Source organism: Legionella navarrensis, from assembly GCF_052527415.1.
The window spans coordinates 1-24,565 of the sequence record NZ_JBNVZR010000009.1 but is presented as its reverse complement, the minus strand read 5'-3'; the positions used below and the strand labels follow the sequence as shown (position 1 = coordinate 24,565).

The following is a 24,565-nucleotide window of genomic DNA, read 5'->3' as shown; positions in this document are numbered from 1 at the left end:
CACTGTACAGCTCCCTTCTCCCTGGTTTAAAGGAGAAGGGGGCTGCTATCTGAGCAGGCTTTGATTTATTTCGTGCTCTTCGCTCAAACACTCTTCCTCGATGTTTCTAATCAAGTCAGGGATATCTTCTCTGGTCACGTCCACAGGCACATCAATGCCTTCTGTTTCAAGTACCGGACGGAGGGCATCCATGACAAACGAACCGAACGAATGTCGGAAAAACCTTGTTTTGGGATGGCTTAGCAACAGGCATAAACGTTGTACGCTGGTGTCGTCACTCAATCTTATGTCGTTAAATTGCCGTACCCATCGATTGGCTATGGTTATTCCAGACGCGGTGTGGCGGAAAAAACTCAGATAGCCATCACTCTGACCACGATTGAGTTCCATGCGCACAGCTTTGTCTGCGCGGCTCAGCCCATGATAGGCAACATAATTATTGCGGGCGATTGTGATGGCCTCAAGCAAACGGGCGGCAAGCGGTTCGTTCGGGCCCAGGCGTCCTGGATTGTCGTAATCGCTGAATAGATGCGGCACGTCTGTGTCAGGCCCTGGTGCCGACGTGGACGAGGCCGCAGCGCTGCTGCTTCTGAAGTAGTCGGCGTGGTCTTGCCGAAAAATACCTGGATAGCGCATGACGCTGAATCGCTGAGTGGCATATTGCCCGGGTGTCAGTTCGCATTGCGCCGAGAATAACCTGCCTATGTTGTCGGCAACATAATGGGCTGCCCTTTCCCCGCCATGACCATCATACACGCCCTGTAACACCGCAAACTGTTCCTGGCCTTCTGCCGGCAGGGTTTGTATGGATACGGAAATGTTATCCCCAGAGTCATCTCTAATCGCTGCCTGGGCTAAATACTCACTCAAATCCATGTTGGGCTGTTCTATGTGATAACCGGTTAACTTATTCAGAAGATAATTTTCATGCTCTTGTTTCGTCTGTGCCTTTGCCCGTTCAGTAAAGCCATCACAGGTGACGATAATTTTGATGTCGCCTATGTCTTGTGCACGCAGGGCTTCGTCACGTGACATGATTGTTTGCCTGATGCTGTCTGTGCTGTGAAAATCGATTCGTGCGTCCGAACTGATCAGCGGTTTGTGCGAACGATCACCAATAGCCCGGCTGACGGCCAGAGCATAATTTACGCGTTGTGCGCCCAGATAATAAACAACGGTCCCACCCAGCTCCGCAATGCGCTTACGCTCACTCTCATCAGCGGCACTGTGGGTAACCTGGTTCAGGCGAACCACGCCGCGAGGCCTGCCGTTCCTGTCAAACACCGCTGCAAAAGCGACCGCGTCGGCAAGGGTTGCGGTGATAAGATTTCCGCGGCCATCATAAACGGTGGTAGATGCGGTGGTACCGTGGTCGCTAAATAATCGTATTTGCACTACCGCTTGGTCGAGCTGGCGATAACAGGTCCAGAGACGGAAGCCAATTTCTTCCGGTGTCAGATTATGCAGGGCGCCATCCGGTAAAATATGCCAGGCCAGAGCATCCTGCTGATGAGGCCTGCGTCCACGCGTTTCATAGAATTCAAATTGTGACGGCGTATGACCGCCGCTGACTGGCAGGAAGCCCGGTTTGGAAATAATGCTTTCTTTCATTGCGATTGAACCCCATGTATAATTGTTACCTAATGGTACATCGATGTCAAAAAAGGATCAATTTAAAGAAATCAACGTTCGCATGTCTTGTCATATCGCGTTATAATCGATCCATTTTGCGTGAGTGGACGATAAAGTAATGAATGTTTCTTTGAGCGAAATAGCAGACCGCCTGCAAGGCGTGGTCGTGGGTGATGCTTCTGTGATGATTGCTGCGCTGTCGCCGATTGACGACATAGCCGCAGGTGCGCTGGTGTTTGCCGATGGCGCTGATAACCTGCTGCGCGCGGAGCAGTCGGAGGCCGCCGCCATTCTGGTGAATCAGAAAACCACCAGCCAGGTTAAACCGGTTATTCAGGTCGCGCATCCGTTTCAATCGTTTATCCAGTTGCTGGGCGTCTTTCATCCCGCCAGCAGACCTGCCGCCGGCATTCACCCCAGCGCCGTCATCGCTGACGATGCCCAGGTGTCTCCAGACTGTCATATCGGTCCCTTTGCTGTTGTGGAATCCGGCTCGGTTATTGGTGAGCGCTGCGTCATCAAGGCGCATGTAACCATTGGCCGTGGGGTGAGCATTGGTGCGGATACCACCGTCCATCCCCACGTCACCATTTATGATGGTACGCAGATTGGTGCGCGTGTAATCATTCACGCGTCCAGCGTCATTGGCAGCGACGGCTTTGGTTATACCTTTGTTGACGGCCACCACATGAAAATCCCACACGTTGGGCACGTGGTGATTGAAGACGACGTCGAAATTGGCGCCAATACCGTGGTTGACCGGGCAACACTGGGTGCTACCGTGGTTGGCGCAGGCACCAAGGTTGATAACCTGGTACAAATCGCGCATTCGGTGAAGCTGGGCCGGCACAATATCCTGTGCGCCTTCACCGGAATTGCGGGCAGCACAGTCAGTGGCGATAACGTTATTTTTGCCGCTAACGTAGGAGTCAGCGATCATGTCCGCATTGATGACGGGGTGGTTTTAGCCGCTCGTGCCGGTGTACCTCCCAAAAAGCATTTAATCAAAGGTAACGTGTATCTGGGTAATCCTGCCCGTCCACGTGACAAGGCGATTGAGCAGGAATTGTCGGTAACGCGCATTCCCCTGATGCGTAAAAATCTCAAAGCGCTCAGCGAAAAAATTAACAGACTAAGTGAACGTGTGGACGAGCTGAGTGAGGCGTAATGATGACTGCCCCGGTAATTTTGATTGATGGATCTTCCTATTTTTTTCGCGCCTTTCATGCTCTGCCGCCGCTGACCAATTCCAAAGGTCAGGCAACCGGCGCTGTGTATGGTGTCAGCAACATGGTCAAACGACTAATCAAGGACTATCAATCAGAGCGGGTTGTGGTCGTGTTTGATGCGAAAGGAAAAACCTTTCGCGACGAATGGTATCCCGAGTATAAGGCCCATCGTCCGCCCATGCCCCCAGAGCTCAGCTCGCAGTTTGCTCCTCTGATTGATGTATTGACCGCCATGGGTCTGCCCCTGCTCATTATTGACGGTGTTGAAGCCGACGACGTGATCGGCACACTTGCCCGGCAGGCCGCCAGTCAGGGGCAGGCCGTCATCATTTCCACAGGCGACAAAGACATGGCGCAGCTGGTGAATGAGCACGTTACGCTTATCAACACCATGTCTAACCAGGTGCTGGATATATCCGGCGTCAAGGAAAAATTCGGCGTGACGCCGGAGCAGATTATCGATTATCTGACCTTGATTGGCGACAGTTCGGACAACGTGCCTGGTGTTAACAATTGCGGCCCCAAAACTGCGGTTAAATGGCTGGAGCAGTACAAGACGCTGGACAATCTGATCGCACATGCGGCCGACATCCCCGGCAAGGTTGGCGAAAATTTTCGCGAAAGCCTGAGTTACCTGCCTTTGTCGAAACGTCTGGTCACTATCAAGCTCGATGTTGAACTGCCGGTCACTGTAGATGAACTGCGGGCTGGTAAGGCTGATCGCGAGCGTTTGATAGAGCTGACCCGCGAGCTGGAATTCAAAACCTGGTTAAATGATCTGCTGAGGCAGGACAAGGCAGACGAGTCGGCACTGCCTCCTCCACCCGAGAGCAGCGAAAAAAGCGAATCCCAATACAGCATTATTACCACCGAAGCGCAGTTATCCGACTGGTTGCAACGCCTGCGGACCTGTCCTCTTTTTTGCGTGGACACGGAAACTACCAGCCTCGACGTGATGGAAGCTGAAATCGTGGGTATTTCGATGGCCATTGATGTGAACGATCCGGTTTATATCCCGCTCGCTCATCTCGACGGCAGTGAGCAGTTGCAGAGGAGCGACGTGCTGGCGGCGCTGAAACCGATTCTGGAAAGCGATCGTATTGGCAAAATAGGCCAGAATCTCAAATACGATTTTAACGTCTTTCAAAATTATGGTATCCGCATGAAGGGCATTGTGTCCGACACCATGCTGGAATCCTATGTCCTCAACAGTGTGGGCAGCCGTCACGACATGGACAGTCTGTCGTTGAAATATCTGGGGCATAAAACCATTTCCTACGAAGACGTGGCGGGTAAAGGCGCAAAACAACTGCGTTTTGATCAGATTCCCGTGGCAGAGGCGGCACCCTATGCTGCCGAAGACGCCGACATCACGCTGAAACTGCACCGGGCGATTTATCCTCTGCTGGATGAGCCGTTGAAAACCGTGCTGCACGACATTGAAGTACCGTTGCTGACGGTGCTTGCTGATATGGAGCGTTATGGGGTATTGATTGATACTGAAACGCTGGCGCGTCACGGCGAGCGTTTGAAGATTCGTATGAAAAGCCTGGAAGACGAGGCTCTGGCTCTGGCTGGCCGGCCTTTTAATCTGAATTCGCCCAGACAATTGCAGGAAATTCTGTTTGACGAGCACAAACTGCCGGTTCTGGCAAAGACACCAGGCGGTCAGCCGTCAACTGCAGAATCTGTGTTACAGGAACTGGCCTACGATTATCCACTGCCAGCTGTCATCCTGGAATACCGTGGTTTGAACAAGCTCGTTTCAACCTACATCGATGCCTTACCCAAACGGGTTAACCCGCGTACGCATCGGGTGCATACGTCCTACAATCAGGCTGTGGCAGCTACAGGAAGGCTCTCTTCCAGCGATCCCAATTTACAGAACATTCCCGTCCGCAGTGAGGAAGGGCGTTTGATTCGAACCGCTTTTGTGGCACCCGGAGGGTATAAACTGCTGGCAGCTGATTATTCGCAGATTGAATTGCGTATCATGGCGCACTTATCGGGTGATGCCGGTTTGTTGAATGCTTTTGCCAAAGGTCTGGATATTCATGCAGCCACGGCCAGTGAAATTTTCCAGGTTCCTCTGGCGGAGGTCAATGCCGAATTGCGCCGCCGCGCCAAAGCCGTCAATTTTGGTTTAATCTACGGGATGTCAGCCTTTGGCCTGGCCAAGCAGTTAGGCGTGGAACGAAAAGACGCACAGACCTATATGGACAGTTATTTTCATCGCTATCCTGGTGTGCTGGAGTACATGGAGCGCACGCGTCAGCAGGCGCATCGACAAGGCTACGTTGAAACCATTTTCGGGCGTCGTCTGCAACTGCCTGAAATTAATGCCCGCAACATGATGCGTCAGCGCGCCGCTGAGCGCACGGCCATTAACGGGCCCATGCAGGGTACGGCGGCTGATATCATCAAAAAAGCCATGCTGGCCGTTGCAGCCTGGCAGGCTGATTTACCCGAACCCAGCGTGCGCATGACCATGCAGGTACATGACGAACTGGTGTTTGAAGTGCCAGAGTCGTCGGTCGAATGGGCTACGGCAGCCATTCGTGAGCTGATGGAGAACGCGGTCAGCCTGGCGGTGCCTTTGAAGGTATCGGTGGGGGTGGGTAATAACTGGGATGAAGCGCATTAGAAGGGCAGGCTCCCTTAACCAGGGAGAAGGGAGCTGTTCATTGATTAAACTGATTATTAAACAGGATGTCTATGAAAACACTTACTGGCTGGCTGTTCTCATGGCAGGGCGCGGTCGATCTCGCCTGGCTGCTCTTCCTGTTCGTGCTGTTAAAACACTTCTGGAGCCAGCGTCAGTTTTTAAACAAAGCGCGTGACTGGCTCATCACCAAAGGGCGGATGACGCAATTCAGCTGGAGTCGCGACGGACACCGGCTTTGGGCAAAAATAGAATACAGCTACCATCTCTACGACCAGGATTTTGTTGGCGAGTATTTTTTCCTTGATACGTCTCATAACAACCCAAACAGCAAATACGCCCGCCAGGTTGCCTACCGTGCGGCGATGGCCTTTGAAAACGACGAGGAAATCGATGTGTATTACAACCCCGATAACCCCAGTCAGGCGGCACTGGACGTGCGTATTCCCACCAAACTGAACGTCATTATTGCGCTTTTGCTGGGGCTGATTGCTCTGCACCTGCTGGTGCTGCTGTGGCGTCTGTTTTAGATTCCTCCGCCGCACAGCACTGGCAGGGCTCTGTGGTGATTTTTGCCTGCAGACTGTTCATGGCCAGCCCCCGTACACCCTGATTTGTCGCTGCCGGGACGAAGGTAATCGTGACCATCAGCGTTTGCTTCTGCTGTTGCTGCGGGTTTTTATACATCACCAGCAACGGCATCGTTGCCTTCCACGACTGGCCGTTGTCACTGATGGTGACAGCAGGAGGAGCCAGAGCTACGGCTGAAACAGAATAGTCATTTTGTTTGACGGTGGCCGGCAGACCAGACGCGTTCAGGGCGGTGAGGTAATTCGTCCAGCCTTCGGCCGTAAAATAACGCGCGATTTCCCGCTGACGCTCCAGATAGTTACTGGCATTAAACGTGTACGTGGCAACGATCGCCTCGTTCACCCACACGGCCTTCTGTATATCGTCGGCTGCGGCGTGTACCAGATTGGCGAACAGGATAAGAAGAGCACAAAACAGGCGGTTTATTTTTGACATAAAGGCATCCTTTAGGTTTGGCAAAGGCATCGAATATCTGTCGATTGCAGGCACCGTGTGGTATACTGAGCCACGTTGTCTGTGGTGACATAAGATCGATTGTATCATCGTCGCGGCTTTGTCATCAAATCAATGGTTTTTCTTCGGTCATAATCATTCGTAACAAGCAAAAAGGGGGGCAGAGATGCGCAATACTCGTTTTTACTTTGCCAACCGTGAAAGCGTTGGCCGTTTTGTCAACCGCTGGGATTTTTTGCTGCTGATTCTGATTCTGTCGGTGCTGTTCTTCCTCGGCTGGGCCGGGCAGCAAATGGCCAGTCCCTATCAGTTGGGCGAGCCCCTGCCGATTTCTCTCGATCCGTCTCAGCTGCCGTTTTATGCTTCACGTACCGTGCTGCGCATGTTCATTGCCCTGACCCTGTCGATTGTGTTTACCTTTCTGGTTGGCACCCTGGCCGCAAAAAACCGCCGGGCCGAGCAGATCATCGTACCGGCTATTGACGTATTGCAATCGGTTCCCGTTTTAAGTTTTCTCTCCATCACCGTCACCGGCTTTATTCATCTGTTTCCCAACAGCCTGCTGGGACCGGAGTGTGCTTCTATTTTTGCGATTTTTACTGCTCAGGTCTGGAATATTGTTTTTGGCTTTTATCAATCGCTGAAAACCCTGCCTCATGATTTGAAAGAAGCCTCTGCGGTGTTTCAGCTGTCTGCCTGGCAGCGCTTCTGGAAGGTTGAAGTGCCGTTTTCCATGTCCAGTCTGTTGTGGAACATGATGATGTCCATGTCGGCCAGCTGGTTTTTTGTGGTGTTGTCTGAGGCGATTGCTGTTTCGCATCAGGACATCCGTTTACCAGGCGTGGGCTCCTACATCGCTCTGGCAATTGAACAACATGATCTGCGGGCGGTAGGTTACGCCATTATTGCCATGGTGATCGTTATCTTTCTGTATGATCAGATTCTGTTTCGCCCCCTCATCGCCTGGTCCGAAAAATTTAAAATGGAGCAGTCGCCGGATGAAAGCGAATCGCAATCCTGGTTAATTGACTGGATGCGTGGCAGTAAGCTGATGAAGCGGGTGGGCGCGCGGCTTGGCGTATTGCGGGACAAATTTGTTAATGCACACTGGCTAAGCCGGCGTACACCCACGGTGGCGCGGGAAGTCAACCCACAGCGTCAGCGCCGTATCGACTGGATCTGGAACTCGCTGGTCTGGTTTGCCATCGCCGGCGGTGCCTGGGGTCTGATGAGCTTTATTCTGGCTGAGTTAAGACTGGGCGATATCTTCCATGTTTTTTTGCTCGGCGCAGCCACGGGAACGCGGGTGATTGTCTTGATTGTTATCAGCTCACTGGTGTGGATTCCGGTTGGCGTATGGATAGGGCTTCGGCCACGAATCGCTCAAAAGATCCAGCCGGTGATTCAGTTTGTCGCGGCCTTCCCGGCTAATCTCTTTTATCCCTTGTTTGTGATTGCCATTGTGCGTTTTCATTTGAGCGTAGAGGTCTGGGTCACGCCTCTGATGATTCTGGGTACGCAGTGGTATATATTATTTAATGTGATAGCAGGCGCCTCCACCATTCCGCGTGATTTGTATCTGGCGGCGGATAATTTCGGTCTGAGCGGCTGGCTGTGGTGGAAACGCCTTGCCTTGCCGGGGATTTTCCCCTTTTATATCACGGGTGCCATCACCGCAGCCGGCGGTGCCTGGAACGCCAGTATTGTGGCGGAATGGGTGAGCTGGGGTGATACAACCCTGAAAGCGACCGGCCTTGGCGAGTACATTCAGGCGAGCACGATAGCGGGTGATTTTCCGAAGATTGCACTCGGCACCGGCATGATGTGTGTGTATGTGCTGGTGTTTAATCAGCTCATCTGGCGTCCCCTGTACCGACTGGCTGAAGAGCGTTTTAACTTCAACCAGTAACTGATTTAACTGAGAACTGTCATGTCTGATACCATCATTGCTATTGAAAACTGCCGCAAATCCTTTAAAAAAGCCTCCAGCCAGGATCTGCTGGTGCTGGATGACGTGAACTTCAAGCTGCAGGAAGGCGAGATCGTCGCGTTGCTGGGTAAGTCCGGCTCAGGTAAATCCACGCTGTTGCGCATCATCGCCGGTCTGGTTCCGCCTTCGTCTGGCACAGTAACGTACCGTGGTCAGCCGGTGTCGAAGCCGGTTGCGGGCATTGCCATGGTGTTTCAATCCTTTGCCTTGATGCCCTGGCTTACAGTACTGGAAAACGTAGAGCTTGGGCTGGAAGCACAGGGGATTGGCCGCGAGGAGCGGCGTCGGCGCGCCATCGACGCCATCGACATCATCGGGCTTGACGGTTTTGAATCAGCGTATCCAAAAGAGCTGTCTGGCGGCATGAGGCAGCGCGTGGGCTTTGCCCGGGCTCTGGTAATTAATCCTGACGTGTTGTTGATGGACGAACCCTTTTCTGCTCTGGATGTGTTAACTGCCGAAAACCTGAAATCCGACCTTCTTGAGCTGTGGCAGGAGAAAAAAACCAATACCAACGGTATTCTGCTGGTCACGCACAATATTGAGGAAGCTGCCATGCTGGCCGATCGCATTGTGATCTTTGGCAGTGATCCTGGGTATATTCGCGAAGAACTGCACGTCACGCTGCCTCAGCCGAGAGATCCGGAGTCGCTGGAATTTCGGGCGCTGGTGGATAACATCTATAAAGTAATGACCACAGGACCCTCTGAAAAAACCAGACGTTCGCACCGCGAACGGCAGATTGGCCTGGGCTATCGTTTGCCGGATGTAGAGCCTTCTGAACTGTCCGGTCTGATTGAAACGATGACTTCGTTCAGCGAACGCATTGATTTGCCGGAGCTTGCAGATGAATTGATGATGAACATCGATGATTTGTTCCCACTCTTGGAAACGCTTGAGATTCTGGGTTTTGCCAAGGTATCCGATGGTGATATTCAGTTAAATCCTCTGGGCCGGCAATTCGCCGAAGCCGATTTGCAGGCGCGTAAAAAAATCTTTGCCGGATTGCTGCTGGAAAAAATCCCTCTGGCGCGCTACATCCGTCGCGTGCTGGACGAAAAAATCGGGCACCGCGTGTCGGAAGAGCGCTTCTTAAGCAAGCTGGAAGATTACCTGAGCGAGAAAGAGGCTGAGCGGGTTCTGAAAACCATGATCGACTGGGGGCGTTACGCGGAAATTTTTGCTTATGATTTTAACACCGGTAATTTAAGTCTGGAGAACCCCGGTATCTCGGACGCTGGTTCGGTATAAAGTTATCAACACTACTGCTCCCTTCTCCCTGTGTTTAGGGAGAAGGGCTGGGTGTGAGGGTGAGGCTAATTGGAAGTCCCCGCCTGCGCGGGGAGGACAAATGATATAAAGATTAAAAAATTGTTCAGTACAGAGCACTCAGACAGGAATACACCAGGCTCTAAGCCAGTTCATACCATAGGTTCAATTGCGCTATCAGCTCATCGACCCCGGTTTTTTTCAGGGATGAAAAACCCTGAACGCTGACAAGATGCTCGCAAAGCTGGTAATGCCTTTTGACACTTAATACCGTGTTTTTTAATTCGCTGCGGCTGATTTTATCTGCCTTGGTCAGGAGAATGTGTACCGGGATCTCGCGGTTAAGCGCCCAGTCTACCATCATTTGATCGAGATCTTTCAGGGGATGCCGGCAATCCATTAGTAAAATCAGGCCGCGCAGACACTGCCTGACTTCCAGGTAATGCGCCAGATTTTTCTGCCAGTCCTGCTTTACCTGCAAGGCTACCTTGGCATAACCATAGCCGGGCAAGTCTACAAGGCGGCGCTCCGGGTCAATGCCAAACAGATTTATCAGCTGTGTACGCCCGGGTGTTTTACTGGTACGTGCAAGCTGTTTCACGCCTGTTAAACAATTCAGGGCGCTGGATTTTCCAGCATTGGAGCGCCCAGCAAAGGCAACTTCAAAACCTTCATCCGCAGGGAGTTGATCGACTTTTGCGGCGCTTTTTATAAACGCTGCCTGTGTATAAGGATTTTTTAACATTATCTTCAATTTCGTTTTGGGATTTTTGCTGAGGCAGTGTAACATTAAAACAGTAATATATTTGAGGTTTATATGAAAAAAACTGCATGTGTTGTGCTGTTTATGCTCAGTTTTGGCGTTCAGGCTACCGAACCGTCCGACAAAATACCGGAAGCAGCGAATACCTGTGTTGCCTGTCATGGTCCCCAGGGTAACAGCAGCAATCCTGAGTGGCCCAATCTTGCCGGTCAGCATGCCCAGTACCTGCTCAAACAGCTTAAGGATTTCAAGGCAGGAAAGACCCGTAACGCAGCCAGCATGACGGCCATGGTTGCTTCGCTTTCGGAAGACGACATGAAGGCGCTGGCGAGTTATTATTCCCGCCTGCCCCTGGCTGAAAACATCACACCCAGACAGTACCTGCAACGCGGGGAACAACTGTATCGTGGCGGTGATTTTGATAAGCACATCACCGCATGCATCGCCTGCCACGGCCCTCAGGGAACCGGGAATAATCTGGCCGGATTTCCGGTTCTGTCGGGGCAGAACGCGGCCTATACCATTCAGCAGCTGCAGGCGTTTAAAGATAAAATCAGGCATAATGACATGAATAATATTATGCAGGATATCAGTGCTCGTATGGACAAAAGTGATATGGAAGCTGTGGCCTGGTATGTACAGGGATTGCACTAAGGTCATCAATAACCCGATTTAATTAAGGATTCACCATGATCAAGCGTTTTTTTGTTTTTTTATTACTGTTGCCTGCTCTGGCCTTTGCTGAAACCTTCGTGGCCGGCAAGGATTATGAGGTCATCAATAACGCCGAGCCGGATACATCGGAGAAAGGCATCGTCGTCACCGAGTTTTTCAGTTACGGATGCCCCTGGTGTTTCAAGCTGGAGCCCACACTGGATGCCTGGGTTAAAAAACATCAGAGCAGCAGCGTCCGCTTCAACCAGGTTCCCGTTGTCTTTCATCCCGAATGGTCTTACTACGCCAAGGCTTTTTACGCCGCTAATCTCCTGGGGATCAGCGATAAAATGAACCCGTTGCTGTTTAAGGCAATACAGACCGACAAAAAGAATCTCAGCAGCGAGCAGGCAATGATTGACTTCTTTGTGGCTAATGGCGTTGACAAAGACACCGCTGAAAGTGCGTTCACTCATTCAACCACCATCAACATGAAAGTTGGCGAAGGCAATGCGCTGATGGCCAGTTATCATGTGAATGCGGTTCCGGCCATTGTGATTGGCGGGCGTTATAAAACCGACCTGCAAATGGCTCAGGGTGAGGAGCGGTTTTTTAAAATCATGGATTATCTGATAAGCCTCGATAAACGGAAATAAATCCAGTCGCACCGCGAACCTTCCGGACGCGGTGCCTTCTTCATTACCCATTGAACCGACTTAATTTTCCCAGCAAATTGCTGTCATAATGCCCAAAATCCTTCTATCATCATATTTTATGGCAAAAGGGAGAGGGCTATGTTTGAAGATCAGGTGGAATTTGAGGTGCTCGCGAAGGGCATTGGGGCTATTCGAGCCAAGTCACAGGAGCTGCGACGGAGTACAAGCCAATCTGCCCGACTTAAAGCCTCGGTGCTGGATGGGATGCTTCAGTCCTGGGATCAGGCCATTCTGCGTTTCAACCGATTGGACACAGCAACGCTTTCAGCTACGCAACTGGAACTGGAAAAGCTGTTTTTGCGTGCTGCCTTCATGTTGCCTCTGCTTCGTTTATCGCCGGACACCATCGACAGGCTGGCAACTCACCGGCACAAAAGGACTATCGCTCTGCGGGCGGGTGTCTGGCTGGGGGCTTTGTTTGGTGGTGCTGCCGGTGGGGCCATGCTGGGCAGCCCTTTTCTGGCCATACCTGGTGCCTGCATGGGGCATGTAGCCGGCTCTGTTGCCATCAAATCCGAACCCTCGCTGCCTGAATCAATCCAGCTGGTACTTAATTTTGGCAGATCCATACAGAGGTCTTACAAAAAACCGGAAGCATATGACGAGGCTTATCGCGCTTTTCAGAGTGACATTACAGCAGACAGGGAATTTGTATGGGTAAGCAAACCCAGTGAAGGCATGATGGCCTGCAGCCCCGGAAAACTTTATTTTTATACAAACGCCGACGGTGATTTGCTTTGTCAGGAAGGTGATCAGGTCTATGATCTCTGCCCGTATCTTAGCAAGGCTGAATCAACCCGTCCTTTTGCCTCCGGTTTTCAGGTCTTTTTGCCGGATCCCCTCGATAAATACCGACAGATCAATACAGCCATTCTTCAGGCTGCGTATATTCAGGCCGCCATAGACCAGGAATTGAAAAAAACGGGCCCGCAGTATGAGTCGTCAGAGGCCTGCTGTTCTTCGAGCACGGTTTTTGCCTGACGTTGGGCTGTCAGTGATATAGTTTAAAAAGGGGAGATGCGCATGATAGCGGGACAGGGAATGAAGTTGTTGAGATTACTGCCAGGTGTCGGACTGCTTTTTATATTGCTTGTCGCTGAAACCTCAGCCTGTACACGTATTCTGGTGGCTGATAAGGGGCAATCGGTCATGGTAGGCCGGAGCATGGACTGGGAAGAAGACATGGGCACGAATCTGCTCGTACTCTCTCGGCATCTGCCGCACGTCGGAAGTCCGCCCGGCGTCAAAGCCACGGGTAACTGGCTGACATGGGAGTCCAGATTCGGCAGTATAACCGCTACAGGTTATGAGGATTTTATTACCGATGGATTAAACGAAGCCGGCTTTGCCGTTCACCTGTTGTGGCATGAGGGCGCCGATTACGGCAGGCGTGATCCATCAAAACCTGCTCTGTCTCAGGCTCTGTGGCTGCTGTATTACCTGGATAATTTCAAGTCAGTAGAAGAAGCGGTGCAGTTTTCGCGAACCCAGCCTTTGCAGATCGTTCCGTTTTATCATGAGCCGACGCGGCAGTGGGGGAAACTGCATCTGGTGCTGGATGATGCCTCTGGTGATTCTGCCATTCTGGAGTACGTGGATGGGAAGCTCAGGATTTATCATGGCCCTGAATACGTCACCGCCACCAACGAGCCGGATTATGATGTGCAGCTGGATAATCTGAAACGATACCGAGGGTTTGGGGGTACGAAATCCCTGCCGGGTAAATTCAGTTCCAAAAATCGATTTGTCCGCGCCAGTTTTTACGCCAGTGTTTTACCTGCGTTTGTCACGGCGAATGATCGCCTGGTGGATATTCTCGCCATTTTGAATAACGTAGCCTATCCCTATACCACCATTGATGAAACAAAATCGATCTGGCGGGTTGTGAGCGACCTGGGTAACCGGATGTATTACTTTCAGGCCAGCAAAACCCAGAATCTGCTGTCGGTCGATTTGAAACGCTTCGATTTGGATACCCCTTCTATCCTGAAGCTCGATCTGGTCAATCATCCTGAGTACGTGGGTGATGTGACAGACAGGTTTGAAGCGTACATGCCGATGATGAAGCACAGCGTGCTGGTGAATTAGGGGTCATGCCACCCGTATTACTCTGTTGCTGATACGGGCGGCACGCTGCAAAGTGTTTCAACGAGATTATGTGCGTAATAAATCTTCAATAACCTGTGGATTGGACAAGGTAGACAGATCGCCCAGGTCGTCCATGGATAAACCTGTTTGATTGGCTATCAGGCGCAGCAGACGGCGCATGATTTTGCCCGAGCGGGTTTTGGGCAAATCACTGACGAACTGAATAACATCCGGTCTGGCGATGGCGCCAATCGCCAGTTTCACGCCTTCCGTCAGCTCCTGCTTTAACAGCTCGCTCGCTTCCTGATCGGCTTTCAGACTGACAAACGCATGAATGCCCTGACCCTTCAGCTCATGCGCAATACCAACCACGGCTGCTTCCGCAACGCCCGGATGCGCGACAAGGGCACTTTCTATTTCTGCGGTTCCGAGGCGATGTCCCGATACGTTTAATACGTCGTCGATGCGCCCGCTTAACCAGTAATCACCCTCTTCATCGCGCCTGGCGCCGTCGCCCGTGATGTAGTACCCCTGATTGAGGTAGGTGTTGATATAACGCTGATGATCACCGGCAACGGTTCTGGCGATGGAGGGCCAGGGGTATTTCATAGCCAGCGCCCCTTCGCAGGCACCCGTCATTTCCTGCCCCGATTCATCGAGAAGAACCGGATAAATGCCAGGCAATGGTTGTCCGGCTGAACCCGGCTTTTGATGGGTCATGCCACTTTGCGGGCTTATCATGATGGTGCCGGTCTCCGTCTGCCACCAGGTATCGACAACAGGGCAGCGGCTGAAGCCAACCTGCTCACGATACCACGTCCATACCTCAGGATTGATCGGTTCGCCTACGCTGCCGAGCAGGCGCAGCGACTGGCGCGAACTGCTGGCCAGCCATTCATCACCAGCCCGTTTCAGGGCGCGAATGGCTGTGGGGGCTGTATAAAAAACACTGACCTTGTGTCGGTCGATGATTGTCCAGCAGCGATCCGGGTTGGGCCAGGTTGGAATGCCGGCAAACATCAGGGTGGTCACGCCGTTACATAATGGGCCATAGACCACGTAGCTGTGACCGGTAATCCAGCCAATATCTGCGGTACACCAGAAGACATCGCTGGCATCGCAGTTAAAAACCTGATGATGGCTGTAGGCCGCCTGAACCAGATAGCCGCCTGTTGTATGCACCAGACCTTTGGGCTTACCCGTACTGCCCGACGTATAAAGCAAAAACAGCGGATCTTCGGCGTTCATCGCTTCGGCGGGGCAGTTGGCGTCAACGTTTTCCTTTAATTCGTGCCACCAGTAATCACGGGTTTCATCAAAGGAAACCGGCGTGTTGCTGTGCTGGATCACCAGCGTTTTGACATCCAGACTGCGGCTGGCTTCATCCGCCTGAGCCTTGAGAGTGAAAAATTTTCCACCGCGAAAATAACCGTCTGCGGTGATCAGGAGCCTGCATTCGGATGCTTCCAGGCGCTGCTGCAGGGCAATAGCGGAAAAACCCGCAAATACAACCGTGTGCACCGCGCCGATGCGTGTGCAGGCCAGCATGCTGATGGCAGCTTCCGGGATCATGGGCAGGTAAATCGCGACCCGGTCGCCTTTCTTAATGCCCAGAGTCTTGAGCACGTTGGCCATCCGGCACACCTCGGCATGCAGCCCGGTAAAGCTCAGCACACGCTGTTCTTCTTCGCTGTCACCTTCCCAGATGATGGCGGCCTGATCGCCTTTTGTAGCCAGATGCCTGTCCAGGCAGTTGGCGCTGACGTTCAGCGCTCCTTCTGGAAACCATTGAATGTCGCCTTTGTCAAAACCACCGCTGCGAATGGTTTTCCATGGCTTCATCCAGTCGACGTACTGGTTGGCGGCTTCGGCCCAGAATTGATCGGCCGGATTGATGTTGTTCATGTCTGTTTGTTCCTTCCAAGTATAATGGCTGAAAAATCCAGATCGCCGAATCCAGCGTCATAAAACTCCTGATAACGGGCAGTCGCCTGTGCGGCCTGGGGCGTTTCTACGCCGACCTGCTGTGCGGATTGCTGGCTCAGCAGCAGATCCTTGAGCATCATGGCTGCGGCAAAACCTGCCTGATACTGATGATTGGCCGGCGCATTGGGAAGCAAACCTGCGGCAGGCGGGTATTGGCTCATCACCCAGCATTGCCCGGACGAGCTGTTGACCACCTCAAAGAGTTTTTGGGCTGACAGGCCCAGTTTTTCGGCAAGTACAAACGCTTCGGACACGCCAATCATGGACATGCCGAGAATCATGTTATTGCAGATTTTCGCGGCCTGGCCACTGCCTGTGGCACCGGTATGAAATATTTTTTTACCCATCGACTCCAGAATCACTCTGGCCTGCTGAAAGGACTCCTCATCACCGCCCACCATAAACGTCAGTGTAGCTGCGCTGGCTCCGGAAACGCCGCCCGAAACCGGCGCATCCACCATTAACAGATCACGCTGAGCAGCCTGCTGATGCAGTTCCCGCGAGCTGTCTACGTCAATGGTGGAGCAGTCGATGTGCAGACTGTGACGGGGAGCATGGGCATACAAACCCTGATCGCCGAGGCAGGCCGTGCGTACCTGTTGACCGTTTTGCAGCATGGTAATCAGGATATCGCTTTGTTTCGCTACCTGAGCGAGATCGGCGGCGACGTGACCGCCTGCCGCTGCCAGAGATCCTAAAGCGGCGGCCTGCAGATCGAATCCCGTAACACGGTGCCCGGCCTTGATCAGATTGATGGCCATGGGCAGACCCATGTGCCCAAGCCCCACAAATCCAATGTTTGCCATTATTCGTTTCCTTCCCTTATTGATTGGTGGGCATGATAAAGGCACTTTCGCTGAGCGTGCTCACCGGCCATCGGCTGGTGGTGGTTTTCAGACGGGTATAAAAATGAACGCTTTCCTCTCCATGCATGTTGGTATCGCCAAAACAGGAGCGCTTCCAGCCGCCAAAGGGATGGCTTGCAACAGGCACCGGAATGGGAATGTTAACCCCGACCATGCCGGCCTGAACCCGGTGGCTGAATTCGCGGGCATAGTAGCCGCTGCGGGTAAAGATAGCTGTGCCGTTACCATACTGGTGACGATTGACCAGCGCCAGTCCCTCGTTAAAGTCTTTAACGCGCACCATCACCAGCACTGGGCCAAATATTTCATTCTGGTAAACGGACATGCTTTCATCCACCCTGTCAAAAAGACAGGGGCCAACAAAATAACCCTGGGGGTGTTGAGGGTGGCGATAGGCGCGACCGTCTATCAGCAGACGGGCGCCTTCGGCAACGCCCTGGTCAATGGCAGTGAGTACACGCTGACGATGAGCCTGGCTAATCAAAGGTCCCATGTCACAGCCTTCCACGTCGCCGGCGTCAATCCGTATGGCGCGAACCAGCGGCAGCAAGTGTGCGAGTAACTGATCCGCCGTGTCATCACCAACCGCCACCACCACGGAAATGGCCATGCAGCGTTCACCGGCCGAACCGTATGCGGCGCCCACAATAGCCTGTGCTGCCTGAGCCAGATCCGCATCGGGCATCACCAGACAGTGATTTTTAGCACCGCCAAAGGTGTGCGCACGTTTGCCGTTGGCGGTCGCGGTGGTGTAAATCGATTCGGCTACCGGGGTGGAGGCTACCGCGGTAAAGGCGGCGATGTCGGGATGGTGCAGCAGGTAATCAACAGCGTTTTTATCACCCTGAACACAGTTCACCACGCCGTCTGGCAGACCGGCATCGCTTAAGAGTTCAACTAGACGCAGAGCCGCGGACGGATCCTGTTCGGAAGGTTTTAAAATAAAGGTATTGCCGCAGGCAATCGCCGGCGCCATCATCCAGACGGGTACCATCACCGGGAAATTAAACGGGGCAACGCCGGCACAGACGCCCAGGGGCTGGCGGATGGTGTGGCAGTCAATGCCCGTCGAGACATCAGCGGTATAGCGCCCCTGCATTTGAGTGAGCAGGCCGCAATGCAGTTCGACGACTTCAATGGCGCGCGCCACGGAACCTTTGGCATCGTCTATGGTTTTTCCATGCTCGCGGGTCACCAGACGGGCGAGGTCTAGATGGTTTTTTTCCAGCAGGTCACGGAAATTAAACAGGATGCGCGCGCGTTTAACCGGCGGTGTCTGCGACCAGCTTTCCCAGGCCTCTCTGGCTGTCTTGACAGCCAGATCGCACAAGGCATGATCGGCAAGGCAGACGCTGCCAATTATTTCGCCATGAGCGGGGTTATAAATGTCGTGTTTTCTGTTGCTGTTGTCTGTTACAAGCTGGCCACCAATATAATGGCGTACGGAATAAACCATCATCAAACTCCTTTTATGGCTAATGTTACCTGGTAAAATCGTTTTTTGTCGGACAGTTGAGAGCTCTGGGTTTCGATAATTCTGACATGGCTGTGGCTGCCGGCTTTTTGCAGGGCATTATGTATGGCTTCGTCCATGCTCGATTCAGAGTATCCCGTAAAATCATTTTGCTTTAACTTCATCATCCTTAAACCGTTCATCCTGAGTTATCCGGCTGGAAAGTTTAGCACAGCATGTTAAGAATATCTGTAGCCAGATGAACGCAGCGGAATAGACACCTTCATGGTTTTAAAGTTCATTAACTATATGATTTAACATGTATAAAGATAAAAAAAGCGTGATCAAAAAAAACTTATTGCAAAAATGATCAGCAATAAATTGTTAAGTCAGACATTTTATTCAATAATAAATACACCATAGTATGCAAGGAATAGTAACGATGGGAAAAATAAGATTACGTATTGGTCAGGGAGTCCGGCTGACGCCCGAACTGTTAAGCGAGCTCGCGAAACGTTTTGAGTGCCTGGTTGATGACATCGATATAGAATACTACGGCCTCCAGGATGATTTGCAGAAGGTTTATTCCACAAAGAAAGAATCCATAGCCAGCGCGTTACGCTTCGCCATGCAGGCCCTTCCACCCTCCTGCGATGCCGAGAGTCTTGAAAAATATCTTGCCTGGTGTGATGAGCAGACCCCACTTCCAGATGCCACCAATAACAATGCCTTTGACTACCAACGTATTCTTGGTCAGTATTTGACTAACGTGCTCAATGGTGTGATGGATTTTTGGCCCGTTGCCAGCAAGGAAGCCGCCATCAAATTCCTGAATAAGGCGGATCAATATAATGTAATGAGTAATGGTCGTCCTGACCTGGCCACGCTGAGTCTGGCGGGTGACGGTAAGGAAATTATTCTGCGCTGGGACAGGCAGCTGCCCGCCTGTTCCGAAATCACATTGACTGAGCTTAATAACATCAAGCGCGGCTATCCAGGCCTGACTCCGGATTGGTTCCGCAAGCTGCCCGTGTCGCAGCAGTTGTATCTGCAGAGCAGTGACGAGCATCTGCTCAGACCGGATCAACTGATTGGCGATCTGTATACCCTGCTGCAGGAATGGTCCAATCAACAATCAAAAGGCAGAGAGGCTCTGTTCAAAGATCTCATGGCCATCAGGGAGCACAGTCAGGAGCCCGCCTGGTACCTTAATCTGTCGCCATCTCATCGGCTGTTTATTCGTGAACTGTCCTTTGGTGTCAATGCGGCCAGTGAGCTGCCGGGGATAGTTGACAATAAATTTGTCAAGCTGACAAAGGCCATCAGAAGGCTTAGCGCCACGGAGTTGTCTGAGCTGAGCACACTGCGTCGTCTGCCATACTGGTACACGGTTTTTCCTGAGTTTGAGCAGCAGTTCCTGCAAAACGCGCTGGCTAAAGTCGGGCATGTTGCAGACGCGGTATTTTTCATTCCCAGCCGCCTGCGAACCATCCCGGCCCTGTCCAATTTCCGTGAAAGCCATTCGTATCTGTGTAGCCCGACTGGCGGTCTAATCAGGGATTTTGGTGAGGAGCTGTGTTTCAGCCATGTCGCATCGCGTGATGTGAAAGATCAGTCTCCGCAGGTCAAGGATTTGCATTCCGACCGTAACGTAGGCCGGCTGATTGAAGAGGGAAGGAAAAAAGGAAAAGTTGCTCTGTTTCTTCAAACACTGGTGAGCCCGTCAAAAGTGCTGGCAGCCTTTATTCCCGACTTTGAGCTGACAGAGCAGCTGAATCGAACGGTTGGGCGGTTGAAAAGTTTTTTCAACTCGCTGATTTTTACAAGTAATCACCCGTTTAACGCCTATAAATACTGGGGTTACACAACAGAAAAAGACAGTGGATGCAACGAGTTTCTGACTTATGCCAGGGAGCATTTGCGCAAAGCCTCTATCCGGGCGGAGTGGAGTGCCTTATTTGAGCAAAGCGAAAATGTTGATCCAAATGGCGTGCTCGACCAGAGCCTTCATTTTATTAATGCATGTCCTGATCACCGCATGTTTGGACAATTACTGCAACTGGTCAAAACTCTGGCGCCAGTTGGCCGTGATCCGGCTCATTGTCTGGCCCTGGTCAAGGCCGCCTGGAACGATGCTCTGCTCTTGCAACAGTCTCCCGAACGCCTGGCAGGGCGCTCCAGTCCTGATACCCCTGAAGCAAAAGCGCATGTGGCACTGCTTGAGTTTTTTATCGGGAACATCGATAACCTGTCGAGAAAGGATTTACCCGACTGGTCGGCCACTCTCGCAAACCTTTGGTACCTGTCCGGGCATGCAGATAAGCCAACGCCCGGGCGCTTGAGTCAGCTCGAAAGTATCACAAATATTGCCGAACTGGTTCGTGATTACTCTGATTTATTATTGAATAAATCCTTTTTGGAAAAAACAATAAAAGAGCATAATGGCCGTGAAATGATGCTTGCCATGCAGGAGGGCCTGCTGGCCCGATACCTGGGCGACGTGCAAATGTCAGGCTCCTGCATCAGCGGTAAAGACAGGAAAGCATTGTATCTGCTCTACGTTTTGGCAGCAGAGACCTACCATCATCGTTTTGGCCACTGGCCAAACTATTCCGATACCGGAACTGAGCGCGAGCAGTTTGTTGATATCCTCTCTGATTTGTATATTTCACGCCACGATGCGGTGCACTCTGGGCAAAACGCACCCGGAGCCGATGGTATAAAACATCCACATAATTATTTTCCTGCTGATGTGGTAACGGCTATTGAAAGGAAGATTGGCGTTGGCGCGCTGGTAAAACACGATCGCATTGCCTCAAACAATGAGCTGAAGGATATTCCTCTGGTTGGGGCCGTTGAAAGAAATCGTGCCAGTTGCGTGGTAATGGCCCTGAAACTGGGTGAATCCGGTCGCAAGGCCTTGCTTGAGCAGATTAAAATTATCAGCGAGGAACGCCGGTTCTGGGCCAGTAAAGTGGGCATTATCAAGCGGGCCAAAGCCAAGACCCGGAGTTTGATATTCTTCACTGAGCCCATGACCTCTGTCCCGGCACCTGCGGGCATCGAGAATTCGCGAAACGTCTTCGCCAACACGGCATCGAGCAGCCTTGATGCGATGGTTGAGCTGTGTATGACCTTTTTGCAGCGCCCCGCGGAAGATGACACATGGGGCACCCGGGATCCGGATACTCAGGAATATTATGATTGCCTGTTAAGTTTAATTAAGGCCGCGGATCCCTTGAGCTGCCTGCCTCACACCCTGGCGAAGCTGGAGGAGATTAAACAGCGGGCCTTTTGGTTTAACAGCAAATCGCCTGAGCTTGCCTCTGTGCCTTAGTCAGAAGGGTGGGAGTGGCTGGTTGACAATTCATTGTTGGAGAGTAGAGATGAAACGATATGTTACCGGGCTTGCCCTGGTTGTGTTGTCGATGTCTGCGCAGGCATCCGTCCCTCCTGACTTGCAGTTTTCAGGCAAGCCGATTGATGCCCTGTGTTTTTCTAATCTGGAAGATAACTCGGATAAGGTTAATCTGAATCAATGCGGGATTAAGAAGGACGCAATGAAAATCAAGGGCCATAACAGTGATCTGCTCAAGCAGGGCTTTATTGGTTTTGACTGGCAGGCAACGAACACGTCCTACCCCTCGCAGGGCTCGAGCTATTACAAATGGTTTGAGGCCGGTCATCAGGCCTTTTGGGTGTATACCCTGAACAATGGTGGCGGGAGCGGTGATTTTACGGCAATTAATCAGGTAAAACGCCTGTCTCCCAACAAGTTGCAGGTTAAAACGATCGCTTCTGGGGATCGCTGCAATGGCGGAATTCAGGACGTCAGCGTAAACGACACGCGCCTGAGTTTCAGTGTGAACCTGACGGCTGCAGACTTTCTGTCACTGGCTGGAGACAACCCACACAATCTCCAGGCCTACGATGATTTATCGGCCTGTGCTGTCTGCTGCACCGCCAAAGCCTTCTACGAAGTCGGCAGCTCGCTGGATCCCAGGCTGAGCTGGATTGATTTCAGCGGGCATGGCACTAATCTGGAAGAAATGCCCCAGCAAGGCAAATATCAGGCCTGCTTCAACAAACTGTTTGCCCGTTACGTCAGCAAAGGAACGGTAAAGCTCAACACCGCGCAACTGAAACAGTTTGTGAAAGACTTTAATACCGGCTGCGTAAAATAAGCAGGAAGTGCAGTCCCGACGCAGAGTAAGCGCATAATCACGTTCTCCGACAGGAGTCCGAATGCTTTCCTCCCCAAACGGGGTATGATGACGTAGGTCGGGCGCTTCGCCCGACGTTCAGGTCTTCATCAGACACCGATATGTTTACCTGATGATCTCTTTGATGTTAAAATGGCCACTCGGCGCGATGCTCGATATCCTGTAACAGGCTCGCGTATGGCCATGGGTTATTTTAATTTTAGGGGTGTTTATCATGAAAAATGTATTAGCCGTTACCCTGTTTGCCGCCAGTCTGCCTGTCTCTGCTTATGCAATGGAGCAGAGCTGTTATGTTCAAGTGGCTGTTTCAAGCAATGCCGGTTCAGGACAAAACGTAGCCTTTAATGTGACAAATACAGAAATGGGATTAAACCGCTCTTTAACGGTATCCGGTAATGGCAGCCCACAGATTATCCCCGATCTTCCCTGCGTAGCGTCGGAATATACTATCAGTGCAACAGGGTATACGCCGCAGCATATCGCTCAATCCGTTGGTATCTGTGCGTTAAAGTCAGGCGCTGTGTTCCTGTCTAATGCGGGTGATAACGTTTCAGTGGTGTTTCCGGAAGATTTTGTTTGCGATTAATTAAATAACGCATGGTGTGTTATCAAACCAGGCGTAGGTCGGGTCAAAGCGCCCGATCTACGTCAAATAAACAAACGCCACGCTCCTCCGCGAAGCGTGCATAAGTACGTTTCATCATAATCTATAATAACGAGTACTGTTTTTTTCCGGCTCCAAAACTATTTGTTGTACTTTCTCAAACGCTTTTTTTGCAGAATATCGAGCGCCAGGGGCTGCTTTAACGCATTTGTCGATTATGGGACAGAAAAAAGCTGATCTGGGGTAACCGGGATCGGATTTTGCCGCATGTTTATCCGCTTCAAATGCTTTAAATTTACCTCTGGATATCTCCTCAATTGTACGTTCTGGTACCCGCCCTGTTGCCAGCTCCCATAGAGTAATTCCGGCGCTGAATACATCCGATTTCAATTCTTTAGACTCTTTTCTATCACATAGGGCTTTATAAATTTCTGGGGCTGCGTAAGCGAGAGTTCCGCCCACGTTACCGTGATGTACTTCAGCCAATACGTTGCCTAACAAAGGAGCCGTCACCAGGTCTATCTGTCTGGCAAGACCAAAATCAGTAATCTTAAGCTTAATCATGGGATCATCGGTGAGCCGGTCAACCAAAAGATTAGCTGTTTTAATATCTTGATGAACAATCCCATGACGAGTAAAACGGGTTGAACTCAAACAGTGCAGGTAGGCAATCCCGCCTAATAATTGCCTTGCGAGCGACAGCTTTGTGTTCCAGGATAAGCCGGGATTGCTATCCAGCAAATCACGAACGGTCCCTTTCATTAAATCCATCACAATCCAGGTCATATCATTTACTTCAACCGAGCAATGAAATGTTATGATGTTGGGATGCGTTTCAATCTGTTTCATGTGTTCCAATAATTCAAGCTCATGTTTCTGCATGCTGGTGTATTCAATTCTGGTCGGGATCTTGACTGCCACGGGTATCCCATCAAGCCTATACTCGCGCACGGTGCTAAAAGCCCCACCGCCCAGATCTTTAACGGGGCCAGTTAAAAAACGCCCATCATCAACGCGGTGTTTTTCAAGGGGGCTGCTTGAAGAAGGAGCACGGGCAATGGGGTTTTCCTGATTAGAAAAAAGCAAGCCTCGTTTAATGCAGAATATAGTTATGAAAACAGCACTGATGGAGGCTAAAACGATAATCAGTTCAGCACTAAGCAGGCCTTCAGACAGGAAAGAATACAACATGACATAACTCCTCATGAATTATGAAAAAGAAGCGCTTACGCGGTTTTGTTGTGATCAAGTCAAATATCATACGCGCAGTAAGGGCGTTTATCCAGGGTGTGTTGACAATGCATGGACCTCTAATGAAGACTAAATTTAATCCATATTAATCATAATGATCCTGATATGATAGGTTGGGCCTTGGCCCAACATGGA

Annotated in this window: 20 protein-coding genes; 12 read left to right on the top strand and 8 right to left on the bottom strand. The window is 51.5% G+C overall.

The features are described 5' to 3' along the window. Positions 1 to 45 precede the first annotated feature (45 nt). Positions 46 to 1,611 carry a PP2C family serine/threonine-protein phosphatase gene (locus tag ACQUTA_RS06855; RefSeq protein ID WP_444987484.1) on the bottom strand — a complete coding sequence of 522 codons (1,566 nt, stop codon included), beginning with the start codon at positions 1,609 to 1,611 and terminating at the stop codon, positions 46 to 48. Between the two features lie 139 nt (positions 1,612 to 1,750). Between ACQUTA_RS06855 and lpxD the strand changes: the two genes are divergently transcribed. From lpxD to ACQUTA_RS06840, 3 genes are all read left to right on the top strand, one after another. Next, the gene (gene lpxD, locus ACQUTA_RS06850) at positions 1,751 to 2,800 is read left to right on the top strand and encodes a UDP-3-O-(3-hydroxymyristoyl)glucosamine N-acyltransferase (protein ID WP_444987483.1); all 1,050 of its coding nucleotides are present in this window, start codon (positions 1,751 to 1,753) and stop codon (positions 2,798 to 2,800) included. A 2-nt stretch (positions 2,801 to 2,802) separates the two neighbouring features. Next, the gene (gene polA / locus ACQUTA_RS06845; RefSeq protein WP_444987557.1) at positions 2,803 to 5,505 is read left to right on the top strand and encodes a DNA polymerase I; all 2,703 of its coding nucleotides are present in this window, start codon (positions 2,803 to 2,805) and stop codon (positions 5,503 to 5,505) included. Between the two features lie 71 nt (positions 5,506 to 5,576). After that, complete coding sequence (locus ACQUTA_RS06840; protein WP_444987482.1) at positions 5,577 to 6,053, top strand: DUF3592 domain-containing protein; 477 nt, start codon at positions 5,577 to 5,579, stop codon at positions 6,051 to 6,053. Here ACQUTA_RS06840 and ACQUTA_RS06835 read toward each other — a convergent pair. Next, positions 5,989 to 6,549, bottom strand: coding sequence for a DotI/IcmL family type IV secretion protein (locus ACQUTA_RS06835; RefSeq protein WP_444987481.1), 561 nt, complete (start codon positions 6,547 to 6,549; stop codon positions 5,989 to 5,991). The genes ACQUTA_RS06840 and ACQUTA_RS06835 overlap by 65 nt on opposite strands. Positions 6,550 to 6,733: 184 nt before the next feature. Here ACQUTA_RS06835 and ACQUTA_RS06830 point away from each other — a divergent pair, with 184 nt between their 5' ends. Next, complete coding sequence (locus tag ACQUTA_RS06830) at positions 6,734 to 8,476, top strand: ABC transporter permease (protein WP_444987480.1); 1,743 nt, start codon at positions 6,734 to 6,736, stop codon at positions 8,474 to 8,476. 21 nt (positions 8,477 to 8,497) lie between these two features. Next, the gene (locus ACQUTA_RS06825) at positions 8,498 to 9,808 is read left to right on the top strand and encodes an ABC transporter ATP-binding protein (RefSeq protein WP_444987479.1); all 1,311 of its coding nucleotides are present in this window, start codon (positions 8,498 to 8,500) and stop codon (positions 9,806 to 9,808) included. Positions 9,809 to 9,968: 160 nt separating this feature from the next. On the opposite strand, the gene yihA is transcribed toward ACQUTA_RS06825, so the two are convergent. Continuing rightward, on the bottom strand, positions 9,969 to 10,571 hold the full coding sequence (gene yihA, locus ACQUTA_RS06820; RefSeq protein WP_444987478.1) for a ribosome biogenesis GTP-binding protein YihA/YsxC: 603 nt from the start codon (positions 10,569 to 10,571) through the stop codon (positions 9,969 to 9,971). 72 nt (positions 10,572 to 10,643) lie between these two features. Here yihA and ACQUTA_RS06815 point away from each other — a divergent pair, with 72 nt between their 5' ends. The 4 genes from ACQUTA_RS06815 (at position 10,644) to ACQUTA_RS06800 (ending at position 14,047) form a co-directional block, all read left to right on the top strand. After that, positions 10,644 to 11,243 (top strand): c-type cytochrome, encoded by a 600-nt coding sequence (locus ACQUTA_RS06815; RefSeq protein ID WP_444987477.1) that lies wholly within the window; start codon positions 10,644 to 10,646, stop codon positions 11,241 to 11,243. A gap of 35 nt (positions 11,244 to 11,278) precedes the next feature. Further along, complete coding sequence (locus ACQUTA_RS06810) at positions 11,279 to 11,899, top strand: thiol:disulfide interchange protein DsbA/DsbL (protein WP_444987476.1); 621 nt, start codon at positions 11,279 to 11,281, stop codon at positions 11,897 to 11,899. A gap of 138 nt (positions 11,900 to 12,037) precedes the next feature. After that, positions 12,038 to 12,940, top strand: coding sequence for a hypothetical protein (locus ACQUTA_RS06805; RefSeq protein ID WP_444987475.1), 903 nt, complete (start codon positions 12,038 to 12,040; stop codon positions 12,938 to 12,940). A gap of 42 nt (positions 12,941 to 12,982) precedes the next feature. Further along, positions 12,983 to 14,047 carry a linear amide C-N hydrolase gene (locus ACQUTA_RS06800; protein WP_444987474.1) on the top strand — a complete coding sequence of 355 codons (1,065 nt, stop codon included), beginning with the start codon at positions 12,983 to 12,985 and terminating at the stop codon, positions 14,045 to 14,047. A gap of 66 nt (positions 14,048 to 14,113) precedes the next feature. On the opposite strand, the gene acs is transcribed toward ACQUTA_RS06800, so the two are convergent. The 4 genes from acs to ACQUTA_RS06780 are packed head-to-tail and all read right to left on the bottom strand — an operon-like array spanning position 14,114 to position 18,555. Continuing rightward, positions 14,114 to 15,952 carry an acetate--CoA ligase gene (gene acs, locus ACQUTA_RS06795; protein WP_444987473.1) on the bottom strand — a complete coding sequence of 613 codons (1,839 nt, stop codon included), beginning with the start codon at positions 15,950 to 15,952 and terminating at the stop codon, positions 14,114 to 14,116. Next, positions 15,949 to 16,839, bottom strand: coding sequence for a 3-hydroxyisobutyrate dehydrogenase (gene mmsB, locus ACQUTA_RS06790; RefSeq protein WP_444987472.1), 891 nt, complete (start codon positions 16,837 to 16,839; stop codon positions 15,949 to 15,951). The genes acs and mmsB overlap by 4 nt, the downstream gene beginning before the upstream one ends. A 16-nt stretch (positions 16,840 to 16,855) precedes the next feature. Next, positions 16,856 to 18,355: a CoA-acylating methylmalonate-semialdehyde dehydrogenase gene (locus tag ACQUTA_RS06785; RefSeq protein ID WP_444987556.1), complete on the bottom strand. Its 1,500-nt coding sequence runs from the start codon at positions 18,353 to 18,355 to the stop codon at positions 16,856 to 16,858. A 2-nt stretch (positions 18,356 to 18,357) separates the two neighbouring features. Continuing rightward, complete coding sequence (locus tag ACQUTA_RS06780; RefSeq protein ID WP_444987471.1) at positions 18,358 to 18,555, bottom strand: hypothetical protein; 198 nt, start codon at positions 18,553 to 18,555, stop codon at positions 18,358 to 18,360. Positions 18,556 to 18,794: 239 nt separating this feature from the next. Here ACQUTA_RS06780 and ACQUTA_RS06775 point away from each other — a divergent pair, with 239 nt between their 5' ends. The 3 genes from ACQUTA_RS06775 to ACQUTA_RS06765 all read left to right on the top strand — a co-directional run bounded on the left by ACQUTA_RS06775 (position 18,795) and on the right by ACQUTA_RS06765 (position 23,161). After that, positions 18,795 to 21,689, top strand: a complete 2,895-nt coding sequence (locus ACQUTA_RS06775; RefSeq protein WP_444987470.1) for a hypothetical protein — start codon at positions 18,795 to 18,797, stop codon at positions 21,687 to 21,689. A gap of 49 nt (positions 21,690 to 21,738) precedes the next feature. Then, positions 21,739 to 22,536, top strand: coding sequence for a hypothetical protein (locus ACQUTA_RS06770; RefSeq protein WP_444987469.1), 798 nt, complete (start codon positions 21,739 to 21,741; stop codon positions 22,534 to 22,536). A 253-nt stretch (positions 22,537 to 22,789) separates the two neighbouring features. Continuing rightward, the gene (locus ACQUTA_RS06765; RefSeq protein ID WP_444987468.1) at positions 22,790 to 23,161 is read left to right on the top strand and encodes a hypothetical protein; all 372 of its coding nucleotides are present in this window, start codon (positions 22,790 to 22,792) and stop codon (positions 23,159 to 23,161) included. A 114-nt stretch (positions 23,162 to 23,275) separates the two neighbouring features. Here the strand turns inward: ACQUTA_RS06765 and ACQUTA_RS06760 are convergent, their stop codons facing one another. Next, positions 23,276 to 24,370: a serine/threonine-protein kinase gene (locus ACQUTA_RS06760; protein ID WP_444987467.1), complete on the bottom strand. Its 1,095-nt coding sequence runs from the start codon at positions 24,368 to 24,370 to the stop codon at positions 23,276 to 23,278. Positions 24,371 to 24,565: the final 195 nt, after the last annotated feature.